This is a genomic window from Flavobacterium sp. UBA4854 (assembly GCF_002399805.1).
Classification (GTDB): Bacteria; Bacteroidota; Bacteroidia; order Flavobacteriales; family Flavobacteriaceae; genus Flavobacterium; species Flavobacterium ginsengisoli.
In genome coordinates, this window is sequence record NZ_DHEI01000124.1 from 14,859 (window position 1) to 30,926 (window position 16,068).

Genomic DNA, 16,068 nt, shown 5'->3' on the forward strand with positions numbered 1-16,068 from the left:
CAGATTTTAGATTGATGATTAACGATTTTTGATTTCAGATTATTGGAATTTGGAATTTATTTATTGGAATTTAATTATAGATAAAGCTTTGCGAACTTAGCGTTTGCAAACACAAACAATAAAAAAAACCTTGCGCCCTTTGCGTTAAAAATAACTTAGTGCCTTAGCGCCTTCGTGGCAAAAACAAAAGACATGGCAAAAAAACGGATTTTATTAAAAGTAGGAAGTAACACTTTAACCAAAGAAACCAATCATATTTCGCGGGGAAAGATTGAAGACCTTGGAATACAGATTGCAGCTTTAAACGAAGAATATGAGTTTATCATAGTAAGTTCAGGAGCAATTGCCGCGGCAAAGCAGTTTGTAAAGCTGGATAATCAAGATAAAGATGTTTTTGTAAAACAGGCTTTGGCTTCAATAGGACAACCTCATTTAATGCGGATTTACAACGAAAATTTCAAGGATTTAGGATTAAATACTTCACAGTGTTTACTTTCTTATTCTGATTTCGAAAAAGAGCAAACCAAGAAGAACATTGTCAATACCATTAATGTATTAGTTAAAAACAATTACATTCCGATTATCAATGAAAATGATACCGTTGCTACAGATGAAATTCGGTTTGGAGATAATGATAAATTGGCGGCGTTGACAGCAGTTCTTTTAAATGTTGATATTCTGATTATTGCGACTAATACAAACGGAATTTATACAAAAGAATCCATTAATGACGAAGTTCCTCAAACAATTAAATTGGTAAATGATTTAAAATCGCTGGAAAAAGAAATTGGCGAATCGAAATCATCACACGGAACAGGAGGGATGCAATCCAAAATAGAAGCCGCGGCCATTTCAAAAGCAGCCAATATTGAAACCTGGATTGTGAATGGATTAAATGATAATTTTATTCTAAAGGCATTAAAAAACGAAATTCCTTTTACTAGGATTGTGTAAAGAACGCGGATGAAACGGATTCGCTATCGCGAAGACGCGGATTAAAACGGATTTTATATTTGGTTTTAAATTTTATGTAGTATATTTCATTCAAATTTGTTTTTATGAAATTATTGCATCATGAGCTAACCGAAGTAATTATTAAAACTTTTTATGAAGTTTATAATGAGTTGGGATATGGATTTTTAGAAAGAGTTTATCAAAATGCCTTGTATTTGGAATTGAAAAATAAAGGTTTATATGTTGAAGCTCAGAAGAAAATTATGGTTTACTATAAAGGAATTAAAGTAGGCGAATATTATGCAGATTTGGTTGTTGAAGATTTAATTATTATAGAACTCAAAGCTGCTAATTGTATTGTAGTCGAATTTGAAAATCAAATTTTGAATTATTTAAAAGGCACAGACTGTGAAGTAGGTTTACTTTTAAATTTTGGAACAAAACCAGAATTTAGACGGAAAGTATTTGAAAACAGTAGAAAAATAAGAATATAAAAAATCCGCGTTAATCTGCGTCTTCGCGATAGCGAATCTGTAAAATCCGCGTCTAAATTTTTAACAAACCAATAAGAAAAAAAAGAAAATGAATTATATCTCAATAAAAGACATCAACTCATTATCAAAATGGGTAAAACAAGCGATTAAAATCAAAAAGAATCCGCTTAAAAATCAAAGTTTAGGAAAGAATAAAACTCTTGGAATGTTATTCTTCAATCCGAGTTTAAGAACGCGTTTGAGTACACAAAAAGCGGCTTTAAATTTAGGAATGAACGTTATGGTAATGAATTTTACCAACGAAGGATGGACATTGGAATTCGAGGACGGAGCAGTTATGAATTCTGGTGCATCAGAACATATAAAAGAAGCTGCAGAGGTAGTTTCACAATATTGTGATATTATCGCAATCCGTGCTTTTGCTGGTTTGGTAGACAAAGAAAAGGATTATCAGGAAACTGTAATTTCAGGATTCTTAAAATATGCTACAGTGCCAATTGTAAACATGGAAAGTGCTATTCGTCACCCGTTGCAATCGTTGGCAGATGCGATTACAATGGAAGAATTCAAACCTAGACACAAAGATAAACCAAAAGTGGTTCTTTCATGGGCGCCGCATCCAAAAGCTTTACCGCAGGCTGTTGCTAATTCATTTGTAGAAATGATGCAGATGCAGAAAGATATGGATTTTGTAATCACACATCCAGAAGGTTACGAGTTAAGCCCAGAAATCACGCAAGACTGCAAAATCGAATACGATCAAGATAAAGCTTTAGAAAATGCTGATTTTGTTTACGTAAAAAACTGGAGCAACTTTAACGATTATGGAAAAGTAACCAACAGCGATCCAAACTGGACGGTTACGGCTGAAAAAATGGCATTAACCAACAATGGAAAATTCATGCACTGTCTTCCAGTTCGTCGTAACGTTATTGTAAGCGACGAAGTTCTAGACGGAGAAAATTCAATCGTAATCGAGCAAGCGAATAACAGAACGTATTCAGCACAATTAGTTTTACAAAAGATTCTTAAGAAATTGTAAATTTAGATGCAAAGGCCCAAAGTGGCAAAGGTTCAGAGGTTTTACAGCCTTGAGAAAACCTTTGAACCTTTGTACCTCTGCCTCTTTGAACCTTAAAAGAAATGAACGTATCAGTAATAAAAATAGGTGGAAATATCATTGACAATCCAGCAGAATTAGAACAATTTTTAACCGATTTTTCTAAAATAGAGGGATATAAAGTTTTAGTTCACGGAGGTGGAAAATCGGCTACGAAAATGGCGCAGAGTATTGGATTAGTTCCGCAAATGATTGATGGACGCCGAATTACAGATGCTCCAATGCTTGACGTTGTAGTAATGATTTACGCAGGACAAATCAATAAACATATTGTGGCGCAATTGCAGGCTAAAGACAATAATGCAATTGGATTTTCGGGTGCTGATGGAAATTTAATTCAATCAACAAAAAGAAATCACCCAACAATCGATTATGGATTTGTAGGCGATGTAAAACAAGTCAATACCAAATTACTGGCAACTTTATTAGAAGCTGGAGTTGTTCCCGTTTTTTGTGCCATTACGCACGACAAAAACGGACAATTACTAAACACAAACGCAGATACAATTGCAAGCGAATTATCAATAGCATTGTCTGAAGTTTTTGATGTTACGCTGACTTACTGTTTTGAAAAACAAGGTGTTTTACAAGATTCAGAAGATGATTCGTCTGTAATTACAGAAATAAACGAAACATTATACAATAAACTAAAAGAAGAAAAAGTAATTCATTCTGGAATGATTCCAAAACTGGATAACTGCTTCAATAGTTTATCTCGAGGTGTACAGAAAATCAAAATCGGACATCATAAAATGCTTCAAAACTCAGATATTCCGCATACAACGATTACATTATAAAAAATGTTGCCAAGAATTGACACTAATTTTATCTGTTAAAAGAGAAAATAATTTTAGATGAATATTAAAAAAATCATTTTGATTTTAAATCTAAAACAAAAAAATAATTTACGAAAATTCGTGTAATTAGTGGCAAAAAAACAGAGTTGCGCAGTACTTTTAAAATTTAATTTTGGAAATTTGCGCAAATTAAAAATGTCGCATATTATTTAGTTAAGAAAGTAAAAGCTTAAAAAAAACTTAGCGACTTAGCGCCTTTGTGGCAAGAGCACAACAAAATGAAAAATATAGATACGCTTACCCAGGAAGCAATTAGTTTATTAAAAAGCCTAATCGAAACCCCTTCATTTTCAAGTGAAGAAGACCAAACAGCTCTTTTAATCGAAAATTGGTTCAATCAAAACGAGATTCCTTTCAAGAGAGAAAACAACAATGTGTGGGCTTTCAACAAATATTTCGACGAAAACAAACCGACACTTTTACTAAACTCACATCACGATACCGTACGTCCAAATCAGGCGTACACCAACGATCCGTTTAAAGCGATCGAAAAAGATGGAAAATTATTTGGTTTAGGAAGTAACGATGCTGGAGGATGCTTAGTTTCTTTATTAGCAACTTTTGTACATTTCTATGAAAATCAAAACCTTTCTCACAATATTGTAATTGTGGCTTCCGCCGAAGAAGAAAGTAGTGGAAAAAATGGATTAAACAGCGTTTTAAAGCATTTGCCAGAACTAGATTGCGCTATTGTTGGAGAACCAACATTAATGCAATTAGCAGTTGCCGAAAAAGGATTATTAGTTCTTGACGTGAAAGTAAAAGGAACTGCAAGCCACGCCGCACATCAAAACGATGATAATGCTTTATACAAATCAATTCCAGTGATGGAATGGTTTAAAAACTATAAATTCGACAAAATTTCAGACGTTTTAGGTCCAGTAAAAATGACCGTAACGCAAATTAATGCAGGAAAGCAACATAATGTTGTGCCGTCAGAATGCGATCTAGTAGTTGACATTCGTGTAACAGACCGTTATACAAACGCAGAAATTTTAGAAGTCGTAAAAGCAAATGTAAATGCCGAAGTAACTCCAAGATCAATGCACCTAAACGCTTCGTCTATTCCAGTCGCACACGGTTTGGTTCAGGCGGGAATTGCATTAGGAAGAACAACATATGGTTCGCCAACACTTTCAGATCAATCGGTTTTGAGCTGTCAGTCTTTAAAACTTGGACCTGGAGAAACGTTGCGTTCGCATTCAGCAGACGAATTTATTTTTGTACATGAAATTGAAGAAGGAGTCGATTTGTACATTAAAATACTTACCGATTTCTTTAAATTATAATTGAAATGAAATTAAACCCGACAGGTTTTTAAAACCTGTCGGGTTTGTAAAAATATGACCTATGAAACTTTGGGAAAAAGGAATACCAACCGATAAACAAATTGAACAATTCACAGTTGGAAACGACAGAGAATTGGATTTAGTTTTAGCAAAATATGATGCTTTAGGTTCAATTGCTCACGCCAAAATGCTAGGGCAGATTGGTTTATTAACTTCAGAAGAAACAACTTCTTTAGTTGATGCCTTAAACGAAATCATCGCTGATATCGTAGTGGGAAATTTCGAAATCGAAGACAGTTTCGAAGACGTACATTCTAAAATCGAATATCTTTTAACAGTAAAACTAGGCGATGCAGGAAAGAAAATCCACACGGCGCGTTCTCGTAATGATCAGGTTTTAGTAGATGTTCATTTGTATTTAAAAGACGAATTAAAAGCGATAAAAGAACAGGTAAAGACCTTGTTTGACTTATTGATAGAATCGGCAGAAAAACATCAAAATGTTTTATTGCCAGGATATACGCATTTGCAAATTGCAATGCCATCGTCATTCGGAATGTGGTTTTCTGCTTATGCAGAAAGCTTAATTGATGATGTGACTATGTTAAACGCAGCTTCTAAAATTGTAGATCAGAATCCATTAGGTTCTGCTGCTGGTTACGGAAGTTCATTTCCAATCAATAGAACATTTACAACAAAAGAATTAGGTTTTGAAACTCTAAAATATAATGCTGTTGCCGCACAAATGAGTCGTGGAAAAGCTGAGAAAACTGTTGCTTTTGCCATGACAAGCGTTGCAGGAACATTGTCAAAATTTGCAATGGACGTTTGTTTGTATATGAGCCAGAATTTCGATTTTATTGGTCTTCCGGCGCATCTTACAACAGGATCGAGCATTATGCCTCACAAAAAGAATCCGGATGTTTTCGAATTAATCAGAGGGAAATGCAACAAGATTCAGGCACTTCCATACGAGATTACTTTAATTACCAATAATCTTCCAAGCGGTTATCACAGAGATTTACAGCTTTTAAAAGAAGGTTTATTTCCAGCGATTCAAACTTTGAAATCTTGTCTGGATATTGCAATTTTCTCGATAAAAGATATCACTGTAAAAGATCATATTTTAGAAGATAAAAAATACGATTATTTGTTTACTGTAGATACTTTAAACGAAATGGTTGTTGCTGGAATGCCGTTTAGAGATGCTTACAAAGCTGTTGCAGAACAATTAGAAGCTGGAACATACAAGTCTCCTAAAGAAACTAAACATACGCACGAAGGAAGTATCAACAATTTATGTTTAGATGCGATAAAAGATAAAATGAAAGCAGTTTTATAAAGAAACATTTTTTTAGAATACTTAAACCGATTTACAGATGTGAGTCGGTTTTTTTGTTTTCAAAATATTGTTTTCAAAATTTAAGAAAATTCGACCTAATTTGTATAAATTTGAAAAAAGGTTATTTAAATTTAAGATATGAAGCAATTTGATGAACAGGCAACTCAAAGCCTCTTTGAGAAAAATCTAATTACTGAAAATCAGTTTCGGGAAATAAAAGAATATCGTGATCTTTCTATTTTTTCTTTGAATGCTGAATTGAAGCTTTTTCTTTATTTGTCGGTAATACTTTTTACTTCTGGTATTGGAATTTTGATTTACGAAAATATAGATTCAATAGGACACATCGCTATTTTATCATTGCTCTTAATTGTTATTGCAGTTTGTTTTTTCTATTGTTTCAAACATTCTAAAGGTTTTCAGAAAGAAGAAACAACTTTTGAGCATCCTGTTTTAGAATATCTGGTTTTAGCAGGAAATATTCTAACTTGTATTTTTATAGGATATCTTCAGTTTCAATATAAACCTTTTGGAGAACATTACGGACTGGCTACTTTAGTCCCAACAATAGTGAGTTTCTTTTGTGCTTATTATTTCGATAATAGAGGTGTTTTAACGATCGCAATTACTGGTTTAGCAGCTTATATCGGTCTTTCGGTAACGCCACAAGATTTATTAAAAAGCAATGATTTTTATGCAAGCCAAAATCTTAGTTATTCAGCTATTGTTCTAAGTGTGCTGTTAATTTTATGGGTTATTTATAGTCGTAGAATTTCTTTAAAAACACATTTTGGTTTAATTTTTCTAACATTTGCATTGCATATTGCTAGCATTGCTTCTATAGCTAACATGACCAGTTATGATACAATTGCTTGGATGTTGTTTACTTTAATTTTAGCTGGCTCAACATATTATTTTTATAAAGCAAGTTACGATTATAAGGCAATGTCATTGTATGTGTTTTTGATTGTTTATGCTTATATCGGAGCCAATATATTTTTGTTTAGGATTTTTGAAAACATTGATTTCTCTGATATTTGGGAATTGTTTGTTTTTCTTTTGCCAGCCTACTTCATTGGTTCAATTGTTCTTTTTATTAAACTAATTAAAAACTTCCACAAAGAAATTTCAGAATGATAGCATACGATAAGAGAAAAATAGACAATGGAGCTTTAATTGATCAAGCAGATACATTGTACAAAGGCGGTTTTATTAGTAAAGACCAAAAAAAGTTTATAGAGAAAGAGTTGCCAGATTTAAAAAGCCAAAGCAATATTTTGGTTAGAATTGGATTCTTTTTGCTTGGTTGCTTTTTATATCTTTCAATTTGTGGGGTAATTACTCTAGTTGGTTTAAGCAGTGAACGTGTGTTTTTTGAAATATGCTGTTATATTTTTGCAGTAATCGGATTTGTTGGTATAGAATTACTGGCCAAGCAAGATTATCACAATCATGGACTCGATGATGCTTTTATATTGGGTGCACTTTTAAACGTTGGAGCTGCAATTGCAATTACAACAGAAGGCTACGAAATTATTATAGCACTTTTTGTTTCTGTAGCTTCATTATTTATGTTCTTAAGATATTTGCATGTATTGTCAATGCTTGTTTTTTGTTTTGCTGTAAGTGCTTTTTTGTTTTTCGGAATGTTTGAATTTGGAGATATTGGAAAAGCTATTTTGCCATTTGCAGCAATGATTTTTGCTGGTATTTTTTATTTTGTAACTAAAAAAATAATTGACCGTTTAGCTGAAAGCCACTATTACAATGGATTATTATTAGCAAATAGTTTTTGTTTAGCTCTCTTTTATCTTTCTTGTAATTATTTGGTTGTTAGAGAGCTTTCTGCAGAGCTTTTAGGAGAAGAGGTAAAGCCTGGAACCGATATTCCGTTTGCATTTTTCTTTTATGCTTTCACTTTTGTAGTTCCAGTTTTTTATCTGATTAAGGCTTTAAAAACAAAAGATAGAATAATGCTTTGGATTAGTTTTGTTTCAATTGCATTTTCAATTTATACCATTCGATTTTACCATTCAGTTTTGCCTGTAGAAGTTGCGCTTACACTTGGGGGACTGGTTTTATTTGCAATAGCTTATTTTTCAATTAAAAAACTGAAAGAAAAAGAAAGTGGTTTGACTTTTAAACCAGATAGGATCAATCATTCAGATACACTTTTAAATGCTGAAGCCTTAGTTGTGGCTTCTACATTCGGAATAAAACCAGAGGTAAAACCACAAGCTTCTCCAATGGAATTTGGAGACGGAGGTTTTAGTGGAGGAGGTTCTGGAGGAAGTTTTTAGTATGGTGAAATGTAAAAAGTAAAATGTGAGAGATAATGATTTGTATTTAAATATCTTACGTCTCACATTTTGCATTTCATTAAAGTAAATTTACACTTTGCTTTTCAATGCTTCAGCATCAATATGACTGTGCGAAACATCGTAAACCGCTTTACCGTTTTTGATTAATATCAACTGAGGAGATTCGTGATAAACTCCAAATCTGCTTGCAATTTCGTTTGAAATATCTCTGTGTGCAATTAAGTCTAAAAAGTACGCATCTACAACATTTTCAAGGTCATATTCTCTTTCAAATTGTTTTAAAGCCATTCGGCTAATGCTGCATCTTGTGCTATGTTTAAAAATTACAACTGGTTTTTCATTAGAAATAGCTTCTATTTCCATTAATTGAAGCATATCTGTTAATTCTGTCCAGTTTACTTTACTTTTTGATGCTTCTGAGTTCTCTGAACTTCCGAAGATTGAATTTAAAAAACTCATATTTGGTGTTGTTTATGACTTTTTGACGTGTTAAAACAAGAAAAACCTGATTTTAAATGTCATTTTGTCTGTTTTTTTACTGTGGAATATAATTTGTCTATTTCAATGCAAAGTTAAATTATTTTGAGTTAAAAACTTAGCTCAATAAATCGTAACTTTAATCCTATAATTTTCAAACAGTTAAATCAATCAAATCGAAAAAATATGAATATAAATAAGTTTACTATTAAATCGCAGGAAGCCATTCAGTTGTCGCAGCAATTAGCGCAACGAAATGGCCAGCAGCAAATTGAAAATGAACACATTTTCAAAGCTATTTTTGAAGTTGATGAAAACGTTGCACCATTTATTCTTAAAAAATTAAATGTAAATGTGCCGTTATTTTTACAGCTTTTAGATGCTACAATTCAGAGTTTTCCAAAAGTTTCAGGAGGTGATGTTATGCTTTCGAGAGATGCAAACAAAGCCTTGAATGAAGCAGAAATCATTGCACAAAAAATGAACGACGAATATGTTTCGATCGAACATTTAATTTTAGCCATTTTTGATTCAAAAAGTAAAGTTTCTCAGATCTTAAAAGATCAAGGAGTAACAGGAAAAGGTCTAAAAGCAGCAATAGAAGAATTACGTAAAGGCGAAAGAGTAACTTCGGCTTCTGCTGAAGAAACATACAATTCGTTAAATAAATATGCAAAAAATCTAAACGAATTAGCGCGCACAGGAAAACTAGATCCAGTTATTGGCCGTGACGAAGAAATTCGTCGTGTGTTGCAAATTTTAACTCGTAGAACCAAAAACAATCCAATGCTTATTGGTGAACCAGGTGTTGGTAAAACAGCTATTGCAGAAGGTTTAGCACATAGAATTGTGGACGGAGATGTTCCAGAAAACTTAAAAGAAAAGATCGTTTTCTCACTAGATATGGGAGCTTTGATTGCTGGAGCGAAGTATAAAGGAGAATTTGAGGAACGTTTAAAATCGGTTGTAAAAGAAGTTACATCAGCAGAAGGAGATATCGTTTTGTTTATTGACGAGATTCATACGCTTGTAGGAGCGGGTGGAGGTGAAGGCGCAATGGATGCAGCAAACATTTTGAAACCAGCTTTGGCTCGTGGAGAGTTGAGAGCAATAGGTGCTACAACTTTAGATGAATATCAAAAATATTTTGAAAAAGATAAAGCGCTTGAAAGACGTTTCCAAAAAGTGTTAATTGACGAACCAGATACAGAAAGTGCGGTTTCAATTCTTCGTGGAATTAAAGAGAAATATGAAACACACCATAAAGTTCAAATTAAGGACGAAGCGATTATTGCAGCAGTTGAACTTTCGCAAAGATATATTACGAATCGTTTCTTGCCAGATAAAGCGATTGACTTAATGGATGAAGCGGCTTCTAAACTGCGTATGGAAATCAATTCGAAACCAGAGGAATTAGACGTTTTGGATCGTAAAATCATGCAGTTAGAAATTGAAATTGAAGCCATTAAGCGTGAAAAAGAAGAAAGCAAGCTTAAGATTTTAGGTATGGAATTGGCCAACTTGAAAGAAGAGCGAAACGAAATCTATGCAAAATGGAAACAAGAAAAAGATATCGTTGATGGAATTCAAGCTGTAAAACATGAAATAGAAGACTTTAAGTATGAAGCTGAACGTGCTGAACGTGATGGTGATTATGGAAAAGTAGCCGAAATTCGTTACGGAAAAATAAAAGAAGCGCAAGAACGTCAGGAAACATTGCAAAAACAATTGCAAGAGTTTCAATCTGGGAACTCTTTAATTAAAGAAGAAGTAACTAGAGAAGACATTGCAGAAGTTGTGGCAAAATGGACAGGAATTCCTGTTACAAAAATGCTTCAAACAGAAAGAGAAAAGCTATTGCATTTAGAAGATGAATTGCACAAACGTGTAGTAGGTCAGGAAGAAGCGATAGAAGCAGTGAGTGATGCAGTTCGTAGAAGTCGCGCTGGTTTACAGGATATGAAAAAACCTGTTGGAACATTCTTATTCTTAGGAACAACCGGAGTGGGTAAAACCGAATTAGCAAAAGCATTGGCCGAATATCTTTTTGATGATGAAAATGCAATGACACGTATCGATATGAGTGAGTACCAAGAACGTCACAGCGTGAGCCGTTTAGTGGGTGCACCTCCAGGATACGTAGGTTATGATGAAGGTGGACAATTGACAGAAGCTGTTCGTAGAAAACCATATTCTGTGATTTTGTTAGATGAGATCGAAAAGGCGCATCCAGATACCTTCAATATTTTATTGCAAGTTCTTGATGAAGGTCGTTTGACTGATAACAAAGGACGTTTGGCCGATTTCAAAAACACGATTATCATTATGACTTCTAATATGGGAAGCCAAATTATTCAGGAGAAATTCGAAAATCTAAAGGGCGGAGTTGAAGCAGCAACAGAAGCGGCTAAAAACGAAGTTTTAGGATTGTTGAAACAAACGGTTCGTCCAGAATTTATAAATCGTATCGACGAAATCGTAATGTTTACGCCACTTACGGCAGATAACATCTCAAGAATCGTGAGCTTACAATTGAAGAGCGTTACCAAAATGCTGGCTCTGCAAGGCATTACAATGGATGCAACTCCAGAAGCTATTGCATACTTGTCTGACAAAGGTTATGATCCTCAGTTTGGTGCAAGACCAGTAAAACGAGTTGTTCAGAGAGAAGTTTTAAATCAATTGTCAAAAGAAATTTTGGCAGGAAACATAACAACAGATAGCATCATTTTATTGGATGCTTTTGATGGCAAGCTGGTTTTTAGAAACCAAACAGCTAATTAATTTTTTTTCATGTTAATCTTAGAAAAGCATCAGTTTTTTACTGATGCTTTTTTTGTTAAAATTATTTTTCGTTTTTTAAAATTGCTTTTTTTGTAAGAAATAACATATATTTGATTCGAAATTATTAACTCAAATATATGAAAAAAAACCAAAAAACATTTTTAGTTTTATTTCTTGCCACTATATTATTTATAACTAAATCATATTCGCAAGAAAGTGTTGTCGTTGCTGGTGGAAAAGGAACAGGAAGTGGTGGTGTGGCAAATTATTCAGTTGGGCAAATTGCAGATATGCAATTACGAGGAAGTGGCGGTTCTGCACAACAAGGGATCCAGCAACCTTATGAAATAGCAACCCTTAACAATGATAAATTCGATGAAATTAATTTAGTTATGACAGCTTTTCCAAACCCTGTTGTTGACGAGCTGACTCTTATTGTTGTAAACAATAAATTCGAGAACTTGTCTTATAATCTATTTGATATCAATGGAAAAATAATATCAAAGGCTTTCAATATAACTTCATCAGAAACGAAAGTATCTATGCAAGGACTAGCGCAAGGAATTTATTTTCTTGTAATAAGCAACAATTCCATAGGAATAAAAACTTTTAAAATTATTAAAAAATAAAATCTAAAACAGAAATGAGAGTTATGAAAAAAAATACTCTGATATTACTATTATTAAATTCTTTTGCCACTTTATTAGCGCAGGCTCCACAAAAAATGAATTATCAATCTATAATTCGTAAATTAGACAATTCATTACTTACAAATACCGTAGTAGGCTTAAAAATTAGCATTTTAGCGGGATCGGCGGCTGGAACAGCTTGTTATGCAGAAACTCAAGCTGTAACAACAAATGCTAATGGATTAATAACTATAGAAATTGGAGGCGGAACACCCGTTACAGGTACTTTTGCAGGGATAGATTGGAGTAAGGGATCATATTTTGTTAAAACAGAAATTGATCCGACAGGGGGAAACAATTATTCAATTACAGGTACAAGTCAGCTTTTAAGTGTACCTTATGCTTTATATGCAGCAAACAGTCAGAATAAAGGAAAAACAAGTATAATACTGACAGGTGATATTACAGATTCGGAGGCCGTCGAACAAATAAAATCTGAGTTAGGTCCCTATACAGAAAATATTTATGTTAATAATACCACAAATTTAACAACTTTAAATTTAAATGAAATTAGAAGAGTTATAAATGTGGATATAAGTGACAATTCAAAATTGAAAAACATAAGTTTTGGTAGTTTAAGTGAAGTTTTGAATGACGTAAGTATATTCAGAAATGAAAAATTAACTTCAATTGTATTTCCTCTTTTGAAAACAGTAAATGGTTATGATTTTAGTATTTCAGGCAATCCATCACTATTATCTATTACATTCCCTTCTCTAGTAAATATTAAAGGAATTTTTATTGGCGGTAATATTATTCTCAGTTCTATTGATTTGCCATTACTATCATCAGTTAATAATAGTAAAGGTATTGGTTTTAGAGATAATGCTCTTCCAAGTTCTCAAATTAACTTGATTTTAAATAGGTTGCTTAAATTATCATCTAGTTCAAATTATATTCAATTAGGAGGACAAACTCCCCCAGCACCGCCTACAGGGCAGGGAATTATTGATAAGACAACTTTAATAGCTAGAGGCAACAATGTTTATACAGATTAATTTTAGGCAAAAAAAAGCATCAGTAAAAAACGGATGCTTTTTTTTTGCCTAAAATTCTGAAACTTTTTAGCCAATTGATATAACAAGAAATTTGAAAAAAAGAACCAATTTTAAATTAATAAAAATTAGCAATTTATTAACTAAAATTAAAAATCATGAACAATATATTTAGAGGATTACTGGCAGGATATGGCGCTAAAAAACTAGGCGGAGGCTGCTTCGGGACAATCATAGTTTTTATTATTTTATGGGTTCTTTTAGGACAGTGCAATTAAAGTCACATTACAGAAAATTACGAATAAAAACTCAAACTTTGATGCGATATTATTGGGCAAATTAAGTCAAAATGTCTAGATTCGCATCACTAAAAATAAATTTAAAAAAATGGGTTCAGGTTTTTTCGCTCTATTAGATGATATCGCTGCAATTATGGATGATGTGGCAGTAATGAGTAAAGTTGCTGCAAAAAAAACAGCCGGAATTCTAGGCGATGATTTAGCAGTAAATGCCGAAAAAGCTTCAGGGTTTGCTTCATCTAGAGAGCTTCCAGTTTTATGGGCAATTAGTAAAGGTTCTTTATTAAATAAAATTATTATTCTTCCGATTGCGTTTTTGTTAAGCGCGTTTTTTCCAATTGCGATTATGGTAATTTTAGTATTAGGGGGATTGTTCTTAGCATATGAAGGAGCAGAAAAAATCTACGAATTTATAGTTCCTCATGGACACGAGGAATCTGAAGGAATAACTGATGAAGTACTTACCGAAGAACAAATTTTGCTAGTTGAAAAAGAAAAAGTAAAATCGGCAATCGTAACTGATTTTATCCTTTCTGTAGAAATTGTGATCATTGCTCTTGGAACTGTAATAGGGAAACCATTAGTATCACAAATTATAACCGTTTCCATCATCGCTGTTATAGCAACAATTGGAGTTTACGGAATCGTAGCGATTATTGTGCGTATGGATGAGGTAGGTTTTAAAATGATTCAGAGTAGTAAAAAAGAAAAAAGCCTTTTAAAAAGTATTGGAAATGTATTAGTTCAAGCCCTTCCAAAAGTGATTAAAGCTTTAACCATAATTGGTACAATTGCTTTGATTATGGTTTCAGGCGGATTATTCGTTCATAATATTGAATTTTTTCATCACCTTCTACCAAATTTTCCTTCTATTATAAAAGAATTTGCAATTGGCCTTATCATAGGGTTTATTGTATTGGCGATAGTAAATCTTTTCAAAAAAATATTTAAAAAGAAAGAATCAGCAGTTTAAAAATTGCTTCCAATTAATAAAAAAACATCAGTCGAAAGGCTGATGTTTTTTTTTGTGGTAGAAGGTACTATTTTCAGATCAAGTTGAGTCTCGATAGCTTTTGAGGCGTTCGAAAAATGATGCTATTTCTATAAGGAGTAAACCAGAAATATTTATTTTATATAAGAAATATCGGTAAATCTTGACTTTTTTTTACATGAATAAGGTGTTGATTTATAGTAGTTTACTGTTTTGGTGAAATTTTTAACATTTTTATTAAAGCAACCATTGCAACCTTGTTCCGTCTTCATAGTAATTAACAATTAATTATTATTTTATATGAAAAGTTTTAGATTAAAATCAGTTTTAGTAGTATTATTTTTATCAATTGCATTTGTTTCATGCAGTAATGACGATGACAACAAAACACCAGCTCCTACATCAAAAGCTGCTTTAGTAACCGAAATTAAAGGTCCAGCAACAGGTAAAGTAAATGATGAATTAAGCTACGATGTGACGTATGTAGTAGACAACGCTTGCGCAGAATTTGATAAAATCTCAGAAGTAACAATTGGGTCTGTAAAAGGTTTACAAGTAATTGCAAAATACCCTTCACAAGTTTGTACGCAACAAGTGCCAGAACCAAAAAAGACTGTATACAAATTTAAGTCTGCTACAAAAGGAACTTTTGAAATTAAATTTAAAAAATCAGAAACAGAATTCCTTACTCAAAAAGTAGTGATAGACTAACAACAAGCTTAGTTGATATTTTTTTAGGTTGAAAGCCATTTTGCTAAGATTCTTTTTAATCAATGCAAAATGGCTTTTTTTTGGCAAACTAAAATTATTTTGTATTATTTCAAGCAACCTTTGTAATTTAGCACCATCTACATAATAAAACAATTAATTTACTTATATGAGAATTTTTAGATTACAATCAGTTTTGGCAGTGCTATTTTTAGCTGTTTCTTTAGTTGCTTGCAGTAGCGATGATGATAAGAAAGAAACACCTCAAACTATTTCAAAAGCTGCAGATGTTACTGCTATTTCAGGTCCATCTACAGGAAAAGTAGGGGTTGATATTAATTTTGAAATTTCTTTTATAGCTGAGAACGCTTGTGGGCAGTTTGATAGAATTAGTGATATATCTATTGGTAAAGAGAGCGGATTTCAAATAGAAGTTAAATATCCGAAGGAAACTTGTTCTAATCAAACGCCAACTGCACTGCATACTGTTTATACATTTTCACCGCAGTCAAAAGGAACTTTCGAAATTAAATTCAAAAAATCAGAAACAGAATTCTTGGTTAAAACATTAGTTATCCAGTAACGGTTTTAAACAATATAACCTTAAATTAAGCCATTTTTCATAGATTTTAAATCGATGTAAAGTGGCTTTTTCGATTTTATAAAAATGAAGTTGCAGAAGAACAAATAGAATGAGAATGTTAGTTTATAGTTAGAAGAATTCGCTAACTTGAAATGATCTTTAATT

Annotated in this window: 15 protein-coding genes; 14 read left to right on the forward strand and 1 reads right to left on the reverse strand. The window is 32.7% G+C overall.

The genetic code is table 11. The features are described 5' to 3' along the window. The first annotated feature begins 192 nt into the window (after nucleotides 1-192). From proB to B3J44_RS18310, 8 genes are all read left to right on the forward strand, one after another. Nucleotides 193-954 carry a glutamate 5-kinase gene (gene proB, locus B3J44_RS18275; protein ID WP_286970225.1) on the forward strand — a complete coding sequence of 254 codons (762 nt, stop codon included), beginning with the start codon at nucleotides 193-195 and terminating at the stop codon, nucleotides 952-954. 104 nt (nucleotides 955-1,058) lie between these two features. Next, a complete protein-coding gene (locus B3J44_RS18280; protein ID WP_286970229.1) occupies nucleotides 1,059-1,448 on the forward strand; it encodes a GxxExxY protein in 390 nt (129 codons plus the stop codon). An 88-nt stretch (nucleotides 1,449-1,536) separates the two neighbouring features. Further along, nucleotides 1,537-2,490 (forward strand): N-acetylornithine carbamoyltransferase, encoded by a 954-nt coding sequence (locus B3J44_RS18285; RefSeq protein ID WP_286970231.1) that lies wholly within the window; start codon nucleotides 1,537-1,539, stop codon nucleotides 2,488-2,490. Between the two features lie 101 nt (nucleotides 2,491-2,591). Beyond that, nucleotides 2,592-3,365, forward strand: coding sequence for an acetylglutamate kinase (gene argB, locus B3J44_RS18290; RefSeq protein ID WP_286970232.1), 774 nt, complete (start codon nucleotides 2,592-2,594; stop codon nucleotides 3,363-3,365). A 278-nt stretch (nucleotides 3,366-3,643) separates the two neighbouring features. After that, nucleotides 3,644-4,714, forward strand: coding sequence for a M20 family metallo-hydrolase (locus B3J44_RS18295; protein WP_286970234.1), 1,071 nt, complete (start codon nucleotides 3,644-3,646; stop codon nucleotides 4,712-4,714). Nucleotides 4,715-4,775: 61 nt separating this feature from the next. Beyond that, entirely contained in the window at nucleotides 4,776-6,056 is a 1,281-nt protein-coding gene (argH, locus tag B3J44_RS18300; protein ID WP_286970236.1) for an argininosuccinate lyase, read from the forward strand. A gap of 138 nt (nucleotides 6,057-6,194) precedes the next feature. Continuing rightward, complete coding sequence (locus B3J44_RS18305; RefSeq protein ID WP_286970237.1) at nucleotides 6,195-7,193, forward strand: DUF2157 domain-containing protein; 999 nt, start codon at nucleotides 6,195-6,197, stop codon at nucleotides 7,191-7,193. Continuing rightward, entirely contained in the window at nucleotides 7,190-8,356 is a 1,167-nt protein-coding gene (locus B3J44_RS18310) for a hypothetical protein (RefSeq protein WP_286970239.1), read from the forward strand. The genes B3J44_RS18305 and B3J44_RS18310 overlap by 4 nt, the downstream gene beginning before the upstream one ends. 90 nt (nucleotides 8,357-8,446) lie before the next feature. Here the strand turns inward: B3J44_RS18310 and ytxJ are convergent, their stop codons facing one another. Then, nucleotides 8,447-8,836 carry a bacillithiol system redox-active protein YtxJ gene (gene ytxJ / locus B3J44_RS18315; protein ID WP_286970242.1) on the reverse strand — a complete coding sequence of 130 codons (390 nt, stop codon included), beginning with the start codon at nucleotides 8,834-8,836 and terminating at the stop codon, nucleotides 8,447-8,449. 204 nt (nucleotides 8,837-9,040) lie between these two features. Between ytxJ and clpB the strand changes: the two genes are divergently transcribed. From clpB to B3J44_RS18345, 6 genes are all read left to right on the forward strand, one after another. Next, nucleotides 9,041-11,638, forward strand: coding sequence for an ATP-dependent chaperone ClpB (gene clpB, locus B3J44_RS18320; protein WP_286970243.1), 2,598 nt, complete (start codon nucleotides 9,041-9,043; stop codon nucleotides 11,636-11,638). Between the two features lie 137 nt (nucleotides 11,639-11,775). Further along, complete coding sequence (locus B3J44_RS18325; RefSeq protein ID WP_286970245.1) at nucleotides 11,776-12,267, forward strand: T9SS type A sorting domain-containing protein; 492 nt, start codon at nucleotides 11,776-11,778, stop codon at nucleotides 12,265-12,267. Between the two features lie 23 nt (nucleotides 12,268-12,290). Continuing rightward, on the forward strand, nucleotides 12,291-13,325 hold the full coding sequence (locus tag B3J44_RS18330; RefSeq protein WP_286970247.1) for a hypothetical protein: 1,035 nt from the start codon (nucleotides 12,291-12,293) through the stop codon (nucleotides 13,323-13,325). A gap of 384 nt (nucleotides 13,326-13,709) precedes the next feature. Then, a complete protein-coding gene (locus B3J44_RS18335; RefSeq protein ID WP_198856058.1) occupies nucleotides 13,710-14,594 on the forward strand; it encodes a DUF808 domain-containing protein in 885 nt (294 codons plus the stop codon). Nucleotides 14,595-14,912: 318 nt separating this feature from the next. Beyond that, complete coding sequence (locus B3J44_RS18340) at nucleotides 14,913-15,323, forward strand: hypothetical protein (RefSeq protein WP_286970248.1); 411 nt, start codon at nucleotides 14,913-14,915, stop codon at nucleotides 15,321-15,323. Between the two features lie 166 nt (nucleotides 15,324-15,489). Next, the gene (locus B3J44_RS18345; protein ID WP_286970249.1) at nucleotides 15,490-15,903 is read left to right on the forward strand and encodes a hypothetical protein; all 414 of its coding nucleotides are present in this window, start codon (nucleotides 15,490-15,492) and stop codon (nucleotides 15,901-15,903) included. Nucleotides 15,904-16,068 lie beyond the last annotated feature (165 nt).

Coding starts and splice junctions, on each gene's coding strand:
- argB (WP_286970232.1), top strand. CDS start 2,592: ATGAACGTATCAGTAATAAAAATAGGTGGAAATATCATTGACAATCCA.
- argH (WP_286970236.1), top strand. CDS start 4,776: ATGAAACTTTGGGAAAAAGGAATACCAACCGATAAACAAATTGAACAA.
- B3J44_RS18340 (WP_286970248.1), top strand. CDS start 14,913: ATGAAAAGTTTTAGATTAAAATCAGTTTTAGTAGTATTATTTTTATCA.
- B3J44_RS18305 (WP_286970237.1), top strand. CDS start 6,195: ATGAAGCAATTTGATGAACAGGCAACTCAAAGCCTCTTTGAGAAAAAT.
- B3J44_RS18335 (WP_198856058.1), top strand. CDS start 13,710: ATGGGTTCAGGTTTTTTCGCTCTATTAGATGATATCGCTGCAATTATG.
- B3J44_RS18345 (WP_286970249.1), top strand. CDS start 15,490: ATGAGAATTTTTAGATTACAATCAGTTTTGGCAGTGCTATTTTTAGCT.
- proB (WP_286970225.1), top strand. CDS start 193: ATGGCAAAAAAACGGATTTTATTAAAAGTAGGAAGTAACACTTTAACC.
- B3J44_RS18310 (WP_286970239.1), top strand. CDS start 7,190: ATGATAGCATACGATAAGAGAAAAATAGACAATGGAGCTTTAATTGAT.
- B3J44_RS18280 (WP_286970229.1), top strand. CDS start 1,059: ATGAAATTATTGCATCATGAGCTAACCGAAGTAATTATTAAAACTTTT.
- B3J44_RS18295 (WP_286970234.1), top strand. CDS start 3,644: ATGAAAAATATAGATACGCTTACCCAGGAAGCAATTAGTTTATTAAAA.
- ytxJ (WP_286970242.1), bottom strand. CDS start 8,836: ATGAGTTTTTTAAATTCAATCTTCGGAAGTTCAGAGAACTCAGAAGCA.
- B3J44_RS18330 (WP_286970247.1), top strand. CDS start 12,291: ATGAAAAAAAATACTCTGATATTACTATTATTAAATTCTTTTGCCACT.
- B3J44_RS18285 (WP_286970231.1), top strand. CDS start 1,537: ATGAATTATATCTCAATAAAAGACATCAACTCATTATCAAAATGGGTA.
- B3J44_RS18325 (WP_286970245.1), top strand. CDS start 11,776: ATGAAAAAAAACCAAAAAACATTTTTAGTTTTATTTCTTGCCACTATA.
- clpB (WP_286970243.1), top strand. CDS start 9,041: ATGAATATAAATAAGTTTACTATTAAATCGCAGGAAGCCATTCAGTTG.